The sequence below is a fragment of the Pseudomonas sp. B33.4 genome (assembly GCF_034555375.1).
Classification (GTDB): domain Bacteria; phylum Pseudomonadota; class Gammaproteobacteria; order Pseudomonadales; family Pseudomonadaceae; genus Aquipseudomonas.
In genome coordinates this window covers 4610233-4624637 of the sequence record NZ_CP140706.1, presented here as the reverse complement: position 1 = coordinate 4624637, position 14405 = coordinate 4610233, and the positions used below count along the sequence as shown (strand labels likewise).

Here is a 14405-nt window from a genome sequence, read left to right as displayed (position 1 = left end):
CACTGCTCAGCGCCAAGCATAGTTAAGGCACGCTCATTGTGCCTCGATCCGACAACGTCAATTGTCGCTGAAGGGCCTGCTCCAGTTCGAGCATGGCGCGGTTGCTGGCCTCGCAATGGCGGGCGATCTCAGGCGTCGTCAGCGCCTCGGCACAGGCCTGCTCGAGGGCATCGCAACATTCGATCACGCGCGTGGCCTGAGCAATGCGCGCGGCACCCTTGATCTTGTGTGCGACCACTGCCAGCGCGCCGCGATCATGTTCGGGCGACAGCGCGAGTAATTCCTGGCGGTCGAGACGGCTGCTTTTGAGTAATTCGGCCAGCAGTCGGCGAGCCTGCGCCGGGTTGCCACCGGTGAGCATATTCATGTTTTGCAGATTGAATGCCGGAGGAGTTGAAGCCGGCGTGATGCCATCGACCCACTGGCTGAGCAGGCTCAGGCTCAGGGGCTTGAACAGACAGTCGTTCATGCCGGCCTGTTTGCAACGCTGGATTTCCTCGGGTTGCGCATTGGCTGTAAAGCCCAGCACGGTGCACGGCGGGCAGCGTGTCTGCAGTTCATGCTGACGAATGGCGCGAGTCAGTTCATAACCATTCATCAAGGGCATGTTGCAGTCGACGATGACCAGATCGAAATGGCCAGCCTTCCACAGTTCCAGACCGCTGCAGCCGTTCTCGGCAATGCTGAAGTGATGGCCGAGAAACTCCAGTTGCTGGCACATCAACAGGCGATTGGCCGGGTGGTCGTCTACCACCAGCACAAGCAGGGGCGAGCTTGATGTTTTGATTGCAGGTTCACTTTTGGCGGTATTCACCTGTATCGGCAATGTTTCCAGCGCCAGCGAGAGACAGACCTGGGTGCCGATGCCCGGCTGGCTGCTCAATTGCAGTTGTCCGCCCATCATTTCGCACAGATTGCGACTGATCACCAGCCCCAGTCCGGCACCGCTTCTGCCTTGCTGACTGCTGTTTTCGGTCTGGGCAAACGGTTCGAACAAGCGTTGTTGATCCTCCGCCCTGATGCCGACACCGCTGTCCTGCACGGTCAGTTGTAGCAGGGCGCGCGCCGGCACCTCGGTATTCATCAGATCGAGGGTAATGCGCACATGGCCTTGTTCGGTGAATTTGATCGCATTGCTGACCAGATTCGACAGCACCTGTTTGAAACGCAAAGGGTCCAGATACACATCGACGGCCAGATCCGGCGGATTGAAGATGACTTGCAGGGAGAGATTCTTCTGTCGTGCAAGACCGTCGAAGATCCTCGCTACTGACGTCACGGTGTCGACCAGATTGACCCGTTCCGGGCAAAGACTCAGGCGTCCGGATTCGATCCGCGCGATATCGAGAATGTCACCGATCAAACCCAGCAGATCCTTGGCTGAATGATAGGCCGTGTCGATTGACGGGCGATCCGGATGCTGTTGATCCATGCGTCTGAGTGTCAGCTCGAGCATGCCGATCACGGCATTCATCGGCGTGCGGATTTCATGACTCATGGTCGCCAGAAAGGTGCTTTTCGCCCGGTTGGCCTCATCCGCCCGCTCTTTGGCCGTGCGCAGCTCCTCGAACAGCTGCCGACGTTCGCTGATGTCGATCCAGCCGCCGATGATGCCTTTCACGTCGCCGCTGGAGTCGCGGTACGGCAGGATCCAGTGATAGATGGTCAGGCGCCGGTTGCCGATGTGCAGAGGCCGGTCTACGACCATCGGCGTGCCCTCGGCAACGACGCGCTGGTAATCGGCCTGAAAGGCCTGGGCTTCGAACGCGTTGCTCAGGGTGCCCTCGATGACGCTTTTGCCAATGACGTCTTCACGCCTGGCATTGAAGGCTTCGAGGTAGCTTTCGTTGCAACTTTGCAGCAGACCCTGGCGGTCGCGAACATAAATCGGGTGCGGCGTGCCATCGACCAGTGAGCGCATGAATTCGAACTGGTCGTTCAGTGCGCGCTCGGCGGCCTGGCGTTGTTTGATCTGGTGGCGCATGTAGGCGTTCCAGGCCAGGAGCAACAGCAATACCAGGCAGGCGCCGATAATCACTTGATAAAACAGGCGCTGGTAGTTGTGCCAGATGTTTTGAGACGCCGTGGAGTAACCGCGCCAGCGGCCATTGATCACACCCAGTTCATCGGGTGCGATGCTCAACAACGCCTTGTTGATGATCGAGGTCAATTCCGTATTGTCCCGCGCGGTCGCCAGTGAAAAGGCCGCCTGACCGGTGCCGATGGTGGTGGTGATCTGCAATGGCTGGTTAAAGATCCGCGAGGAAATGAAGTAGTTGGCAATGACCAGCGAGTTCACAGCTCCGTCGACCTGGCCTTCAGCGAGCAGCGAGACCGCGCTGAACGTGTCTGGTGTTTCAATCAGATGGATGCGCGGATAATCCCGGCGCAAGTACTCGACCATCGGGTTGCCTTGGGCAATCGCCAGTTGTTTGCCTTTGAGCTGGCCCAGATTGGTCGGGCCATCGGCGCTCTTGCGGGTCAGCAGAACGTAGGAGTTTTCCAGGTAAGGACGACTGAAGTTGAGCGTTTTTTCACGTTCCGCCGACGGTAGCAGGGCGGCGATCAGGTCGGCTTGATGACGGTCGATCTGCTGGATCATTTCCGCGTCGTTACGGCTGCGGCGGATCTCGAAACGCAGGCCGGTGCGCAGGCGAATCAGCTCGAGCAAGTCGGCGCTGATGCCACGGAAATTGCCGTCGTTGTCAAAAAACGTCAGGGGTGCGAATGCCTCATTCACGACCACGCTGACCACCGGATGCTGTTTGAGCCACGCTTCTTCGCGCTGGGTCAGTTGCAGTTTCTGATCGGTGAGCAGCAGATCGCTGCCGGCGCTCCAGCGTTTGGCGATGTTGTCACGCTCACTGGCCGGTACGGCCTTGATCACGCTGTCGATGATCGCCAGCAGTTGCGGGTTGTTGCGGCGTACGGCGAAGCTGAATCCCTGGGCTTCCTGTTTGCCGAAGTTGGCCATGCGCACGTTGTTCAGGTAGCCCTTGTTGATCATGTAGTGAGTTGAAAGGGTGTCGCCGAGGAACACATCGGCCTGATCAAACGCTACGGCATTGATCGCATTCTGGTAGGAGGGGTAGCAGGTAATGAGCGCTTTGGGGTACAGCGCCTTGACTTCGGGTAGCGGCAAATAGTGATAGACCATGCTCAGCCGCAAGCCGGCCAGGCCTTCGGTGAGAGAGCGGGTTTCGTCTTCGCGGGTGACCAGCACAGGCTGATCAACGGCATAGGGGGTTGATAACGCGAGGTTGGCATTGCTCGCTTCGAAGCCGTTCGCGGTACCGAGCAGATCGACCTGGCCGTCGACCAATGCGCGAATGGCAGCATCCCGAGAGGCAAAGCGCTGCACCCTGATCGGCAAACCGGTGGCCTGGCCGAGGAGCCCGGCGTAGTCGGCCGTGAGGCCTTCGTAGTCCTTGCCGCTGACGGTCATGTCAAAAGGCGGGTAGTCGGGCGCCGAGGTGCCCAGAACCAGTTCGCTACGTGCATGCAGCCATTGCCGTTGGGACTGTTCGAGCGTGACCTGCACCGGTTCGTTCGCCGACCGGCTGAGCAGGGCATAGTCCGGTGAAGTGCCGGGCATGGCGAATACGTTGGTGCTCAGGCACAGGCCTGCACTCAACGCCATTAAATAGTCCTTTAAACGGCTGGGCATGCGGGCTCTCACACGAGTGCGTTTCGTTTGGCCATCTCGATAAGTTCTACAAGGGATCTGGCTTTGAGTTTTTGCATCAGGCGTTTTTTGTAGGTGCTGACAGTCTTGTTGCTCAGAAACATGCCCTTGGCTATTTCCTTGTTAGTGCGACCTTGGGCAAACAGTTGCAATACCATCAATTCGCGGTCGTTGACGGATTTGAACAGTTCCAGTTCGGCAAAACGAACGTCGTCGCTGCGAACAGGATTCAATGCCTGACTGGGGAAATAGTTGTAACCGGAAAGTACCGCTTTGATCGCACTGACCAGTTCGCTCAAGTCTTCCTGTTTACAGACATAACCCGATGCGCCGGATTGCATGCAACGAATGCCGAAGAGGGTCGGACACTGTGCCGTCAGAATCAGGATTTTCAACGGAGAGCCCATGGCATTGAAGCGGGCGAGGACTTCGAGGCCGTCCAGCTTGGGGATGCTCACATCGAGAATCACCAGATCGGGCATGCATTCGCGCACCATTTGCATGGCATCGACCCCGTTATCGGTTTCACCGACGACCTTGTAACCTTCATGCTCCAGCAGCATTCGAACGGCGAGACGGATGACCGGGTGATCGTCGACAATAAAAACGGAGTTCATAATCAAATCCCATGCAAGCACGAATAAAGCGCGCACCTTAGCTCAGTTGAATGAGCGCTCGCATGAAGTGACATGGCTCTAGTCACGTTATCGGATTGTTCCTACAACTAATGAGGAAACGGACTACGGTCAAACTAGGTTTGACGTAAGGAAGTGCAGGATTTGAACAGGCTTATAGTTTGACTTGAATGATTTGCAAGTGCTGGCTGTAAATGGTTTTTTATAGCTGTTTAAAGTTGCTGAGTGATCAGTTGGCGGCAGTACGTGCGATGCCTGCGGGCTGCCAGTATCAATGGCCGCCCGCGTGCAATGGATCAGTGACTGGAGCGACCGGTCATTTCCAGCGCCATGTCACTGGCGTAGCTGTCGGTCATGCCGGCAATGAAGTCGATCATGCGCAGAAACGAGGTGTGTAACGAACCGTGCGGATCCGGTGCGTTACTGCCCAGCAGATCGAGAATGCGCCGGCTCTTGAACGACGGCGTGCGACCGTTGTGTTGTTCCAGCGCCGCGCCGCAGAACGAGTTGAGCAGGATCTCCAGCGTGGTATAGGCGCCGATCTCATGCAGGGTTTTGCGTTTGTCCTGAAAGATTTTCTTGCGGGCGATGTCCTTGGCATTCAACACGCAACGCTTGGCCGGACCGTGCATGTGTTCGACCAGATCGCCGTGCAGCGTGCCCGCAAGCAGTGCGTCCTGTTGCTCGACAAAGGCTCGCGCGGCGGCGTTGGTCAAATGCTCGATGGCCTTGCCGCGCAGAATCGCCAGTTTGCGTCGACGCGAATCCTGCGGGCCGAGCTGACGATAGGTTTCCGGCAGATCATCGCCCACCAGCCCGAGCAGCAGCGATTCGACTTCGGCATAGTCCAGCAGCTCCATTTCCAGGCCGTCTTCGAGATCGATCAGCGCGTAGCAGATGTCGTCGGCGGCTTCCATCAGGTACACCAACGGGTGACGCGCCCAGCGTTGATCCTCGATCTGTGGCAGGCCCAGTTTGTGGGCGATCTGCTCGAGTAGCGGCAGCTCGCTCTGATAACAGCCGAATTTGTGTTTCTTGTAGCCCAGGGAGTCGGCGTGGCGCGCGGTCCACGGGTATTTCAAGTAAGTGCCGAGAGTGGCGTAAGTCAGCCGTGTGCCGCCGTCGAACTGGTGGTACTCCAGCTGAGTCAGTACGCGAAAGCCTTGGGCATTGCCTTCGAAGTTGAGGAAGTCAGCGCGTTCGGCTTCGCTCATGCCGTCGAGCCAGCCACGCCCGGCCGCCTGCTGGAACCAGTGGCGAATGGCATCTTCACCGGAATGGCCGAACGGCGGATTGCCAATGTCGTGGGCCAGACACGCCGACTGCACGACCATACCGAGGTCGGCCGGATCGCACCATTCGGGCAGGGCACTGCGCAGGGTTTCGCCCACCCGCATGCCTAGCGAACGGCCGACGCAACTGACTTCCAGCGAGTGGGTCAGGCGCGTGTGGATGTGGTCGTTGCTGGTGACCGGATGCACTTGGGTCTTGCGTCCGAGGCGGCGGAAGGCACCGGAGAAAATGATGCGGTCGTGGTCTTTGTGGAAAGGGCTGCGGCCAAGTTCTTGCGGGCTGTGCAGCGGCTTGCCGAGGCGTTCGCGGTTGAGCAGGGTTTGCCAATCCAAGGCTGATTCTCTCCGTCAGATGACTGGGGGCGTTGACCCCTAGCTTCCCGGTTCACACCCGGCCCTGCAAGCGGAACTACAGTCCGGCGGCGTCAATGTCGATCAACAGCAAACGCTCACCGTTGTCGAAAAACTGCCCGGCTGTCAGGCAGTACTGGTTGCTGGTGGCATCGCGGTAGGTATTGGAAAGCGTCAAACGCCGCTCCTCCCAACCTTCGGCGAGCAAATGATAGAAGTACGGACGCCACGACCAGTTGTGCCCCAGATAACGATTGTCGGCGACCCAAGCGTGCTGGCGCCATTCGAGGTTGGGCGTCAGCTGTGTACCGTGGCGATCGCATTGATAAAAGCGCAGCAACCAGGGGAAGGCGTCCAGTTGTGGCAATGCGCTCAACGGTGCGTGCGCCTGAGCCCAGGCTTGCAGGATCGACATCAGTTCAGCGAGTTGCTGACGCATTTGCATCAGCCGACCGCGTTCCGCAAGTTTTTGCCGAACATATCGCTGGCGCAGCTCGGCGAAGCGCTGGACGAACGCATCGGTGTCAAAGAACGCCTCCTGTGCCCGCGCGAACAGGAATCCCTGCACATAGCGCGATCCGCATTCCAAGGCGAAATTCAGCTGTGCTTCGGTTTCGACGCCTTCGGCAATGATCCAGCAGCCGGTCTTCTCGGCCATCTGTGCGAGAGCCTTGACCACATCACTGCTTGGCCCGCCCAGTGCCGCAGCCTGGAACAGACGCATGTCGAGTTTGAGAATGTCCGGTTGCAGTGCCAGCACCCGATCCAGTTGCGAGTAGCCGGCGCCAAAGTCGTCGATGGCGATTCTTGCGCCCGCCTCGCGGTAACGCGCGACCACTTCGGCCAGGCGTTGACCATTGCCGCCCAGCTCGGTGATTTCGAAAACAATACGTTGCGGATCGATGTTGTAGCGTGCCAATTGCTTGAGGCTGGGCAGGGCTTGATCGGCGCGCAGGCGACTGATCCAGCGCGGCGACATGTTCAGACTGAGAAACCAGTCAGCCGGCGCTTCGTGCAAGCGGCTCAAGGCGTTATCGCGGATTTGCCGGTCGAGACGGCGCAAGGCAATGGCGGGTGTACGCGAGTCGGCGAACAACGGCCCGACCGAAGTCAGTTGACCGTCGGCCTGACGCAGGCGACCCAATGCTTCGACGCCGGCAATACGTCCCGTGGCGGTATCGATGAAAGGCTGAAAGCAGGCGAGCGGTTGCCCGTCGATCACGGGGCCTCCTTGGTTCTTGTTTTGGTTGAACCCCGCCAGCCGGGTAGGCTTACGGGATTGAACCTCCGGATAAAGAGGTTCATCCCGCCGCTATTGCAAGAATGTAGCCAGATAGATCTGCTTAGCGTTTTGCCGAACTCTGCATCACCAGTTTGATCAGCGGTCCGAGACTGGTGCCGAGGCGGATCAAGCGAGTCAATCCGCCAACGCCGCCGCTTTTCGCGCCTTTGCCGGTGATAAAGCCCAATAGCGTAACGGCAGCCACGCCCCACAAAGGCGCGTGTTTGATGCCGAAACCGCCTTGCAGATTCTGCGTCATGCCGCGCATGCGCTGCAGTGGTTGCAGGACTTGCCCGGCTTCATGGCGGATTTCCTGGCGATGCATTTCCATGCGCAGGCGGATCAACGCCTTGCGCATTTCCCGGCGCGAGCTGTTGTGTGGCAGTTCAGGCAGGCTCATGGCAGCAGGCGCTCCCGGTCGTTGGCCAGCTCTTCGAGCGTGCCGTGGAAAGGCGAGGACTCATCGAAGATCGCCGCCTTGAGGCGCAGTCCGCAGAAAATCGAGGCCAGGGTATAGAAAACGCACAGGCCAATGATCGCCGCCAGGCGGTAAGTGTCCCAGAACACGATCATCACCAATGTCGACAATCCCACCAGCAACAACAGGGCAAAAACCAGGGCCAGGCCGGCGAACAGCAACAGGCTGACGGTACGGGATTTCTGCTCCTGCAATTCGATGCCGAACAATTCGACATGGCTGTGCAGCAGACCAAGAACGGCGGCGCCCAAGCGTCGCGTGGAGGAGGCGGTGCCCGCAGTCGGGCCGGATTCACCGATCGACATAATCAGCGCCGAGTGGCTAGCAGGCCGATCAGGAAGCCGACACCGGCGGCAATGCCGACCGACTGCCACGGATTGGCCGAGACGTAATCTTCAGTGGCGGTCACCGCTGCCTGACCACGTTCGCGCAGGGTGTCTTCGGTCAGTTTCAGGGTTTCGCGGGCGCGCAGCAGGCTGTCGTGAATCTGCTCGCGCAGCTCATCAGCCTGATCGCCGGCCAGGGTGGCGGTGTGCTCGAGCAACCGTTCGGTGTCGGCGACCAAAGTCTGGAAGTCGTTCATGAGGATTTCTTGAGCAGTCTTTGCCTTGATGCTGGCCATGGGTGGATCTCCGTAAGTGACGTCTGAAGCGTTCGAGTATGAGCCTTGCGCGAAGGTTCAGTACAAATGACTGGTACAACTTTTGCTGTGTCGTGGTGCGTCGCCCGGCCGTTGTGCGCTGTTGCCGGGCGTGCGCCTCGAGAAACCTTATCCCAAACAAGCCCGGTTCGTGTCAGGACATCGACCTTGTGCGCCAAAGCAGTTCGCCGCATCTGCGGATCAGTGACTGCGCGGTCGCAACTTGGTGCATGAAATGTGCGCATGAACCGCTTTGGTGCCTTTTTCGCCTTTAGGTCTGCCTGCTTATGGAAAATCTGCAAAGCGCTGTGGACACGCTGGTTCACAGCTCCAATACCTTGTTCATTCTGATCGGTGCGGTGATGGTGCTGGCGATGCACGCCGGTTTCGCCTTTCTGGAAGTCGGTACGGTGCGCCAGAAAAACCAGGTCAATGCGCTGTCGAAAATTCTCAGTGACTTCGCCGTCTCGACCCTGGCCTATTTCTTTATAGGCTATTGGATCTCCTATGGCGTGACCTTCATGCAGCCAGCTGCGGTGCTGAGTGCCGATCACGGTTATGGACTGGTGAAGTTTTTCTTCCTGCTGACCTTCGCAGCCGCGATCCCGGCGATCATTTCCGGTGGCATCGCCGAGCGCGCGCGTTTCGTGCCGCAGTTGTGCGCCACGGCATTGATCGTCGCGTTCATCTATCCGTTCTTCGAAGGCATGATCTGGAACGGCAACTACGGTCTGCAAGCGTGGCTGACGGCGCAGTTCGGTGCCGCTTTCCATGATTTCGCCGGGTCCGTCGTGGTGCATGCCATGGGCGGTTGGCTGGCACTGGCGGCGGTGCTGTTGCTGGGGCCGCGCAATGGTCGTTACCGCGACGGTCGCCTGGTCGCGTTCGCACCGTCGAGCATTCCCTTTCTGGCGCTGGGCTCGTGGATTCTGATTGTCGGCTGGTTTGGTTTCAACGTGATGAGCGCACAAACGCTGCAAGGCGTCAGCGGTCTGGTGGCGGTCAATTCGTTGATGGCCATGGTCGGCGGCACCATGGCGGCACTGCTCGTCGGGCGCAATGACCCGGGCTTTCTGCACAATGGGCCACTGGCCGGGCTGGTGGCGATCTGTGCCGGCTCCGATCTGATGCATCCGGTCGGTGCACTGGTGACCGGCGCGATCGCTGGCGCGATGTTTGTCTGGTGCTTTACCGCCGCGCAGGTGAAATGGCGCATCGACGATGTCTTGGGTGTCTGGCCATTGCACGGTTTGTGCGGTGTTTGGGGCGGGATTGCCTGCGGGATTTTCGGCCAGACCGCGCTTGGCGGGATCGGCGGCGTCAGCCTGATAAGCCAGTTGATCGGCACCGCACTGGGCGTTGCGGTGGCGCTGATCGGTGGCTTCGTCGTCTACGGCGTGATCAAGGCGCTGCACGGGCTGCGCCTGAGTCAGGAACAAGAGTATTACGGCGCCGATCTGTCGTTGCACAAGATCGGCGCGGTAAGTCAGGACTAGGTTTCGGCATCGTCGGTACCGGGATAAAAACCGTGAAGCAGGCGATAGCGGTCGATGCGCACCTGATCGACCTGTTCCTGCACCTGATGCGCCGGCAAACCGAGCATGATCAAGGCGTGAGAGGCGAGCATCAGGCTCGACTCCAACAGTTCCGGCACCACTTCGGTGGCGCCGGCGGCTTTCAGTTCGGCCCATTGGCTGTCGTCGCGGGTGCGTACCAGAATCGGCACGTGGGCGTTGAGCCGACGCGCTTCCTTGAGGATGCGCAGGGCAATCTCGCTCTGATCCACGGCAACCACCAGCAGTCTGGCGCGCAGCAGGCCGACGGCGTTCAGCAGGTCGCCGCGCGACGAGTCGCCGTAATGCACGTCGCTTTCTCCGCTGGCGGCTTCCTGTACCCGGACCGGGTCATTGTCCAGCGCGATATAAGACTGTCTGGCATTGCGCATGAACCGCCCGATGGATTGGCCGACGCGGCCGTAGCCACAAATCACCACGTGCTGGTTGAGGTCGGCGTTGAGCGCGCTGATCTCTTCGATCTGTGCCTCCTGATTGGGTTTGCGGTGCAGCACTGCCGCGATGCGTGGCGCTGCGCGCAGCAACAGTGGCGTCAGCAGCATCGAGCAGAATGTTGCGGCGAGCAGCAGGTCACCCAGTGCCTCGGGCATCATGCTGTTCTGCTGCATCTGCGCCATCAATGCAAAGCAGAACTCGCCGCCCTGAGCCAACGCCAGGCCACTGCGCCACGCCGTTTCGCTGTCACTGCCGCGCCACTTCACCAGCAAGGCCACGACGATGCCTTTGATTACCATCAAACCGACGGTGAGTCCGACGATCAGCAGGCTGTGACTGACGAACAGTTGCAGGTCGATGAGCATGCCGATGCTGACGAAAAACACCCCGAGCAGGATGTCGCGAAAGGGGCGGATGTCGGCCTCGATCTGGTGTCGATAGTGGCTTTCACCGAGCAACATGCCGGCCAGAAACGCACCGAGGGCAGGGGACAGGCCCAGCAGGTGAGTCAGCCACGCGGTCAACAACACAATCACTAGCGCCAGCAACACGAACAACTCTGCCGAGCGTGACGCGGCCACTTCGTGGAACAGCCTCGGCAGTAACCAGCGACTGGCCAGCAGCAGACCGACAAACAGCACCACGGTCTTCGCCAGCGTCAGTGGCAGCGCCCAGTACCAGGCTTGCTCGCTGCTGCCGGCGAACACAGGCACCAACGTCAGCAGTAATACAGCGACAACGTCCTGAAACAGCAAAACGCCAACGGCATTCTGCCCATGGCTGCTGAACACCTCGCCGAGGCTGCCCAATTCCTTTGTCACAATTGCCGTCGATGACAGCGAAAGCCCGGCGCCGAGCAACAGCGCTGGTGTCATCGGCATGCCCAGCAGCATCAGCAACAAACCGAGCAGCGCGGTGCTGATCAGCACCTGCTGACTGCCCAGACGGAACACCACCTGGCGCAGGGCAATCATCTTCGACAGAGAGAATTCCAGACCCAGCGAAAACAACAGAAACACCACGCCCAGTTCCGCTACGTCAGGCAGGTGTTCGCTCTCGTTGACCCAGTCGAAGGCACTCGGCCCGACCAGCAGTCCCACGCACAGATAACCCAGAACCGGCGGCAACCGCAGGCGACGGAACAGGGCAATCACCACGAGGGACGAGGCGAGGATGATCAACAGATTGGCAAACACTGGACACTCCGATGGCAGATCAGGCTTTTCAAGCGTAGAGGCAAAAAGACCGGGAGGATCGCGTAATTGGTTTTTCTGCGGACTGATTTGCGTCAGGGTTTTGCCTGTGGACCCTGTCTTCGGCGCTGGAGCCTTCGGGCGGCGTTGGCTCGACGGGTTTTGTGGTGCGGCCTAGAATAGGCCCACTCATTTTTTGGTTGAGCAATCATGCCTCCTGAATGTCAGCTGTTCGGCACCCTTGGTTGCCATTTGTGTGAATTCGCCGAGGCCGAGCTGATGCCTCTTGTCGAGCATGGCCTGCTGGTTGAACTGGTCGATATTGCTGACGACGAATCCTGGTATACGGCCTACAGCTTGCGGATTCCGGTGTTGCGCCGGGTTGATACCGGGGCCGAACTGGGCTGGCCATTCAGCGCTGATGAAGTCGTTGCGTTTCTGCGTTAATCCGCTTTTCTGGTTCATCCCGCCGATCGCCGCTGCCATCCATTCCTTGGCATTATGCGGTTTGTTCGGTTACTGTATGTTCATACAGTAAATGCGTCAGAGGGATGAACCGTGGTCAATGTCGAACAGTTGAAGAACAGCGTGAACCGGATGTCGGTTGACGTGGTGCGCGAGGCGGTTCTCGAATTGCGCCTGGACGGGTTGGTCACGGAAGGCAAGACGCCGTTCAACAAGCTGCATTTCAACACGTGCTTTGCCGAGATCGAGGCCTTGTTTCAGCGTGCCGGCTATCACAAGCAACTGGATGTGGTCGGTTATCAGGGTTTGCTCTACGCCTTGTACGACCCGGGTCGATGGGAGGCGGTCGATGTGCTGCGCTGGCTCAAGGAATTCACTGACGCAGCAGCGCTCAAAACGATCCCGGCCTGAGCATTCTGCGCTAGGCTGGTTTCCCTCAGTGCTGGATAATGCCGCCCTGTATTGAGGGTTCGATTTCCGTATGTCCACATCAACATTTTCTGCTGCGCAGAAACAGGCGAGCACGCTTTATCTGCCACCGGGTGCCTGGCTGACCGTGCTCGATTGCCTGTGCGAGCATTTCCATGCCATTGATCGCGAGCAATGGCTGGACCGGATCGCCCGGGGGCGGGTGCTGGATGGTCATGGTCAGCCGATTCCGGTGGATTTGCCCTACAAGGAAGGCTTGCGAATTCATTATTTTCGCGAAGTGCCGGACGAGAAGCCGATCCCGGTGGTCGAGTCGATCCTGTATGCCGACGAACATCTGGTAGTGGCTGACAAACCGCATTTTTTGCCGGTGACGCCCGCCGGCGAATACGTTGAGCAAACCTTGTTGCGCAGGCTGATTCGCCGCCTGGACAATCCCCACCTGGTGCCTTTGCACCGCATCGATCGGCATACAGCGGGTCTGGTGATTTTCTCGGCCAATCCGCAAACCCGTTCGGCTTATCAGTCGCTATTCCCCACGCGGCAGATCGACAAACGCTATGAAGCCATCGCCCCAGCGCTGCCGGATCTGAGTTTTCCCTTGGTGCACAAAAGCCGTCTGGTGGATGGCGAACCGTTTTTCCGCATGCAGGAAGGCGAAGGTGCGAGCAATACCGAAACGGCGGTGGAGGTTCGGGAAAAACATGGCGATCTGTGGCGCTATGGATTGTTTCCGGTGACCGGCAAGAAACATCAACTGCGCGTCCACATGACTGCGCTGGGCGCGAGCATCTGCAACGATCCGTTTTATCCGCAGGTGTTGAAAGACGTCGAGGACGATTACGCCAATCCGCTGAAGTTGTTGGCGCAAGGTTTGCGGTTTATCGACCCGGTGACCGGTGAAGAACGCGAATTCGAGAGCCGGATTACGCTGCAGTGGTAATACCGACTTCACTTTTCGAGCGCCCATAAAAAAGCCCGCAATCAATGCGGGCTTTCTGTATCCGGTGTCGAACCAGAGCTTACAGCTCTTTAACGGTACGAACCTGATCCTTGTTGATGCGGGTTTCTTTGCCGTCCAGCTGTTTGAACTCGTAGAAGCCCGAATCATCATCGTATTTCGGGGTGTCGACGGCCTGGATTTCGCGACCGTCATTCAAGGTGATCACTGTAGGCGAGGAGCAACCGGCGAGGGTGGCAAGGCCCAGTGCGAGCATGAAAGTGGCGAGGGTCCGTTGAGTCATGGTGTGTCTCCGAATGGAAATTCTTTTGGTTACTGAGCTTGAGACGTATACAAGGCGTGAGAGTTCCTTGAATAGTGTCAGTCTGACACAGTGTTGTGCGAATTTAACAGTTCGGGGGTATTGAGGTTGGCCAGGCGCGGGTCGTTGTCCGGGCATTGCAGGGCAGTGGCACCGAGACTGCGCATGACTCGGCCGGGGCTGCGCTCACCGGCGTTCCAGGCGTTTTCGAAGGCGTCTAGCAAGGCCACCGGAATCACGCACAGCAACGGTTCCCAATGCTCGTCATGGCGCAACATTAAAGGTTTTTCAGGATTCAGATTGGCAGTCTCACGCATGCTTTGCAGCAGTGCTGCGTCAATTCGCGGCACATCACAGGGCAAGACCAACAGGTGCGTGTGGCGCGCAGCTTTCAGGCCGGCGCGAATGCCGGCCAGTGGCCCGGGGAAATCGCTCTGGTCATCGACCACCAATTGATCGGCGAAGGGGGCGTAACGCTCGCGATTGCGGTTGCAGGAAATGATCAGGTCGTCAGTCATTGCACGAACCTTGCGTTGCAAATGTGCAATCAACGGCTCACCCAGCCACTCGACCAATCCTTTGTCCTGACCGCCCATGCGTTGGCCGCGTCCGCCTGCCAGGAGCAGAATGGAGCAGGGTGGCAATTGCGTATTCAGGGGCATGGCAGCTCTCCAGAGGGGCGGC

The 14405-nt window shown here is 58.8% G+C and carries 14 protein-coding genes; 4 read left to right on the top strand and 10 right to left on the bottom strand.

Going from position 1 to position 14405, the window contains the following annotated elements:
* Positions 1 to 22 precede the first annotated feature (22 nt).
* The 7 genes from U6037_RS20260 to U6037_RS20230 all read right to left on the bottom strand — a co-directional run bounded on the left by U6037_RS20260 (position 23) and on the right by U6037_RS20230 (position 8345).
* Positions 23 to 3667 (bottom strand): transporter substrate-binding domain-containing protein, encoded by a 3645-nt coding sequence (locus U6037_RS20260; protein ID WP_322844308.1) that lies wholly within the window; start codon positions 3665 to 3667, stop codon positions 23 to 25.
* An 8-nt stretch (positions 3668 to 3675) separates the two neighbouring features.
* On the bottom strand, positions 3676 to 4302 hold the full coding sequence (locus U6037_RS20255) for a response regulator transcription factor (RefSeq protein ID WP_322844307.1): 627 nt from the start codon (positions 4300 to 4302) through the stop codon (positions 3676 to 3678).
* Positions 4303 to 4616: 314 nt separating this feature from the next.
* A complete protein-coding gene (locus U6037_RS20250; RefSeq protein WP_322844306.1) occupies positions 4617 to 5945 on the bottom strand; it encodes a deoxyguanosinetriphosphate triphosphohydrolase in 1329 nt (442 codons plus the stop codon).
* Between the two features lie 76 nt (positions 5946 to 6021).
* On the bottom strand, positions 6022 to 7185 hold the full coding sequence (locus tag U6037_RS20245) for an EAL domain-containing protein (RefSeq protein WP_322844305.1): 1164 nt from the start codon (positions 7183 to 7185) through the stop codon (positions 6022 to 6024).
* A 121-nt stretch (positions 7186 to 7306) separates the two neighbouring features.
* On the bottom strand, positions 7307 to 7645 hold the full coding sequence (locus tag U6037_RS20240) for a hypothetical protein (RefSeq protein ID WP_322844304.1): 339 nt from the start codon (positions 7643 to 7645) through the stop codon (positions 7307 to 7309).
* Entirely contained in the window at positions 7642 to 8028 is a 387-nt protein-coding gene (locus tag U6037_RS20235) for a phage holin family protein (protein WP_016985474.1), read from the bottom strand. Before U6037_RS20235 ends, U6037_RS20240 begins: the two co-directional genes overlap by 4 nt.
* Before the next feature lie 2 nt (positions 8029 to 8030).
* Positions 8031 to 8345, bottom strand: coding sequence for a DUF883 family protein (locus U6037_RS20230; protein ID WP_122591936.1), 315 nt, complete (start codon positions 8343 to 8345; stop codon positions 8031 to 8033).
* Positions 8346 to 8650: 305 nt separating this feature from the next.
* Between U6037_RS20230 and U6037_RS20225 the strand changes: the two genes are divergently transcribed.
* Positions 8651 to 9859: an ammonium transporter gene (locus U6037_RS20225; RefSeq protein WP_322844303.1), complete on the top strand. Its 1209-nt coding sequence runs from the start codon at positions 8651 to 8653 to the stop codon at positions 9857 to 9859.
* On the opposite strand, the gene U6037_RS20220 is transcribed toward U6037_RS20225, so the two are convergent.
* A complete protein-coding gene (locus U6037_RS20220) occupies positions 9856 to 11568 on the bottom strand; it encodes a monovalent cation:proton antiporter-2 (CPA2) family protein (RefSeq protein WP_322844302.1) in 1713 nt (570 codons plus the stop codon). The genes U6037_RS20225 and U6037_RS20220 overlap by 4 nt on opposite strands.
* A 207-nt stretch (positions 11569 to 11775) precedes the next feature.
* Between U6037_RS20220 and U6037_RS20215 the strand changes: the two genes are divergently transcribed.
* From U6037_RS20215 to U6037_RS20205, 3 genes are all read left to right on the top strand, one after another.
* Complete coding sequence (locus U6037_RS20215; RefSeq protein ID WP_322844301.1) at positions 11776 to 12012, top strand: glutaredoxin family protein; 237 nt, start codon at positions 11776 to 11778, stop codon at positions 12010 to 12012.
* Between the two features lie 111 nt (positions 12013 to 12123).
* Positions 12124 to 12441, top strand: a complete 318-nt coding sequence (locus U6037_RS20210) for a transcriptional regulator (RefSeq protein WP_093435111.1) — start codon at positions 12124 to 12126, stop codon at positions 12439 to 12441.
* Positions 12442 to 12511: 70 nt separating this feature from the next.
* Complete coding sequence (locus U6037_RS20205) at positions 12512 to 13402, top strand: pseudouridine synthase (protein WP_322844300.1); 891 nt, start codon at positions 12512 to 12514, stop codon at positions 13400 to 13402.
* Positions 13403 to 13481: 79 nt separating this feature from the next.
* On the opposite strand, the gene U6037_RS20200 is transcribed toward U6037_RS20205, so the two are convergent.
* The gene (locus U6037_RS20200; protein WP_007908660.1) at positions 13482 to 13703 is read right to left on the bottom strand and encodes a YgdI/YgdR family lipoprotein; all 222 of its coding nucleotides are present in this window, start codon (positions 13701 to 13703) and stop codon (positions 13482 to 13484) included.
* A 77-nt stretch (positions 13704 to 13780) separates the two neighbouring features.
* Entirely contained in the window at positions 13781 to 14383 is a 603-nt protein-coding gene (gene mobA, locus U6037_RS20195; protein WP_322844299.1) for a molybdenum cofactor guanylyltransferase MobA, read from the bottom strand.
* Between the last annotated feature and the right edge of the window lie 22 nt (positions 14384 to 14405).

Coding starts and splice junctions, on each gene's coding strand:
- mobA (WP_322844299.1), bottom strand. CDS start 14,383: ATGCCCCTGAATACGCAATTGCCACCCTGCTCCATTCTGCTCCTGGCA.
- U6037_RS20240 (WP_322844304.1), bottom strand. CDS start 7,645: ATGAGCCTGCCTGAACTGCCACACAACAGCTCGCGCCGGGAAATGCGC.
- U6037_RS20235 (WP_016985474.1), bottom strand. CDS start 8,028: ATGTCGATCGGTGAATCCGGCCCGACTGCGGGCACCGCCTCCTCCACG.
- U6037_RS20205 (WP_322844300.1), top strand. CDS start 12,512: ATGTCCACATCAACATTTTCTGCTGCGCAGAAACAGGCGAGCACGCTT.
- U6037_RS20215 (WP_322844301.1), top strand. CDS start 11,776: ATGCCTCCTGAATGTCAGCTGTTCGGCACCCTTGGTTGCCATTTGTGT.
- U6037_RS20200 (WP_007908660.1), bottom strand. CDS start 13,703: ATGACTCAACGGACCCTCGCCACTTTCATGCTCGCACTGGGCCTTGCC.
- U6037_RS20260 (WP_322844308.1), bottom strand. CDS start 3,667: ATGCCCAGCCGTTTAAAGGACTATTTAATGGCGTTGAGTGCAGGCCTG.
- U6037_RS20225 (WP_322844303.1), top strand. CDS start 8,651: ATGGAAAATCTGCAAAGCGCTGTGGACACGCTGGTTCACAGCTCCAAT.
- U6037_RS20255 (WP_322844307.1), bottom strand. CDS start 4,302: ATGAACTCCGTTTTTATTGTCGACGATCACCCGGTCATCCGTCTCGCC.
- U6037_RS20230 (WP_122591936.1), bottom strand. CDS start 8,345: ATGGCCAGCATCAAGGCAAAGACTGCTCAAGAAATCCTCATGAACGAC.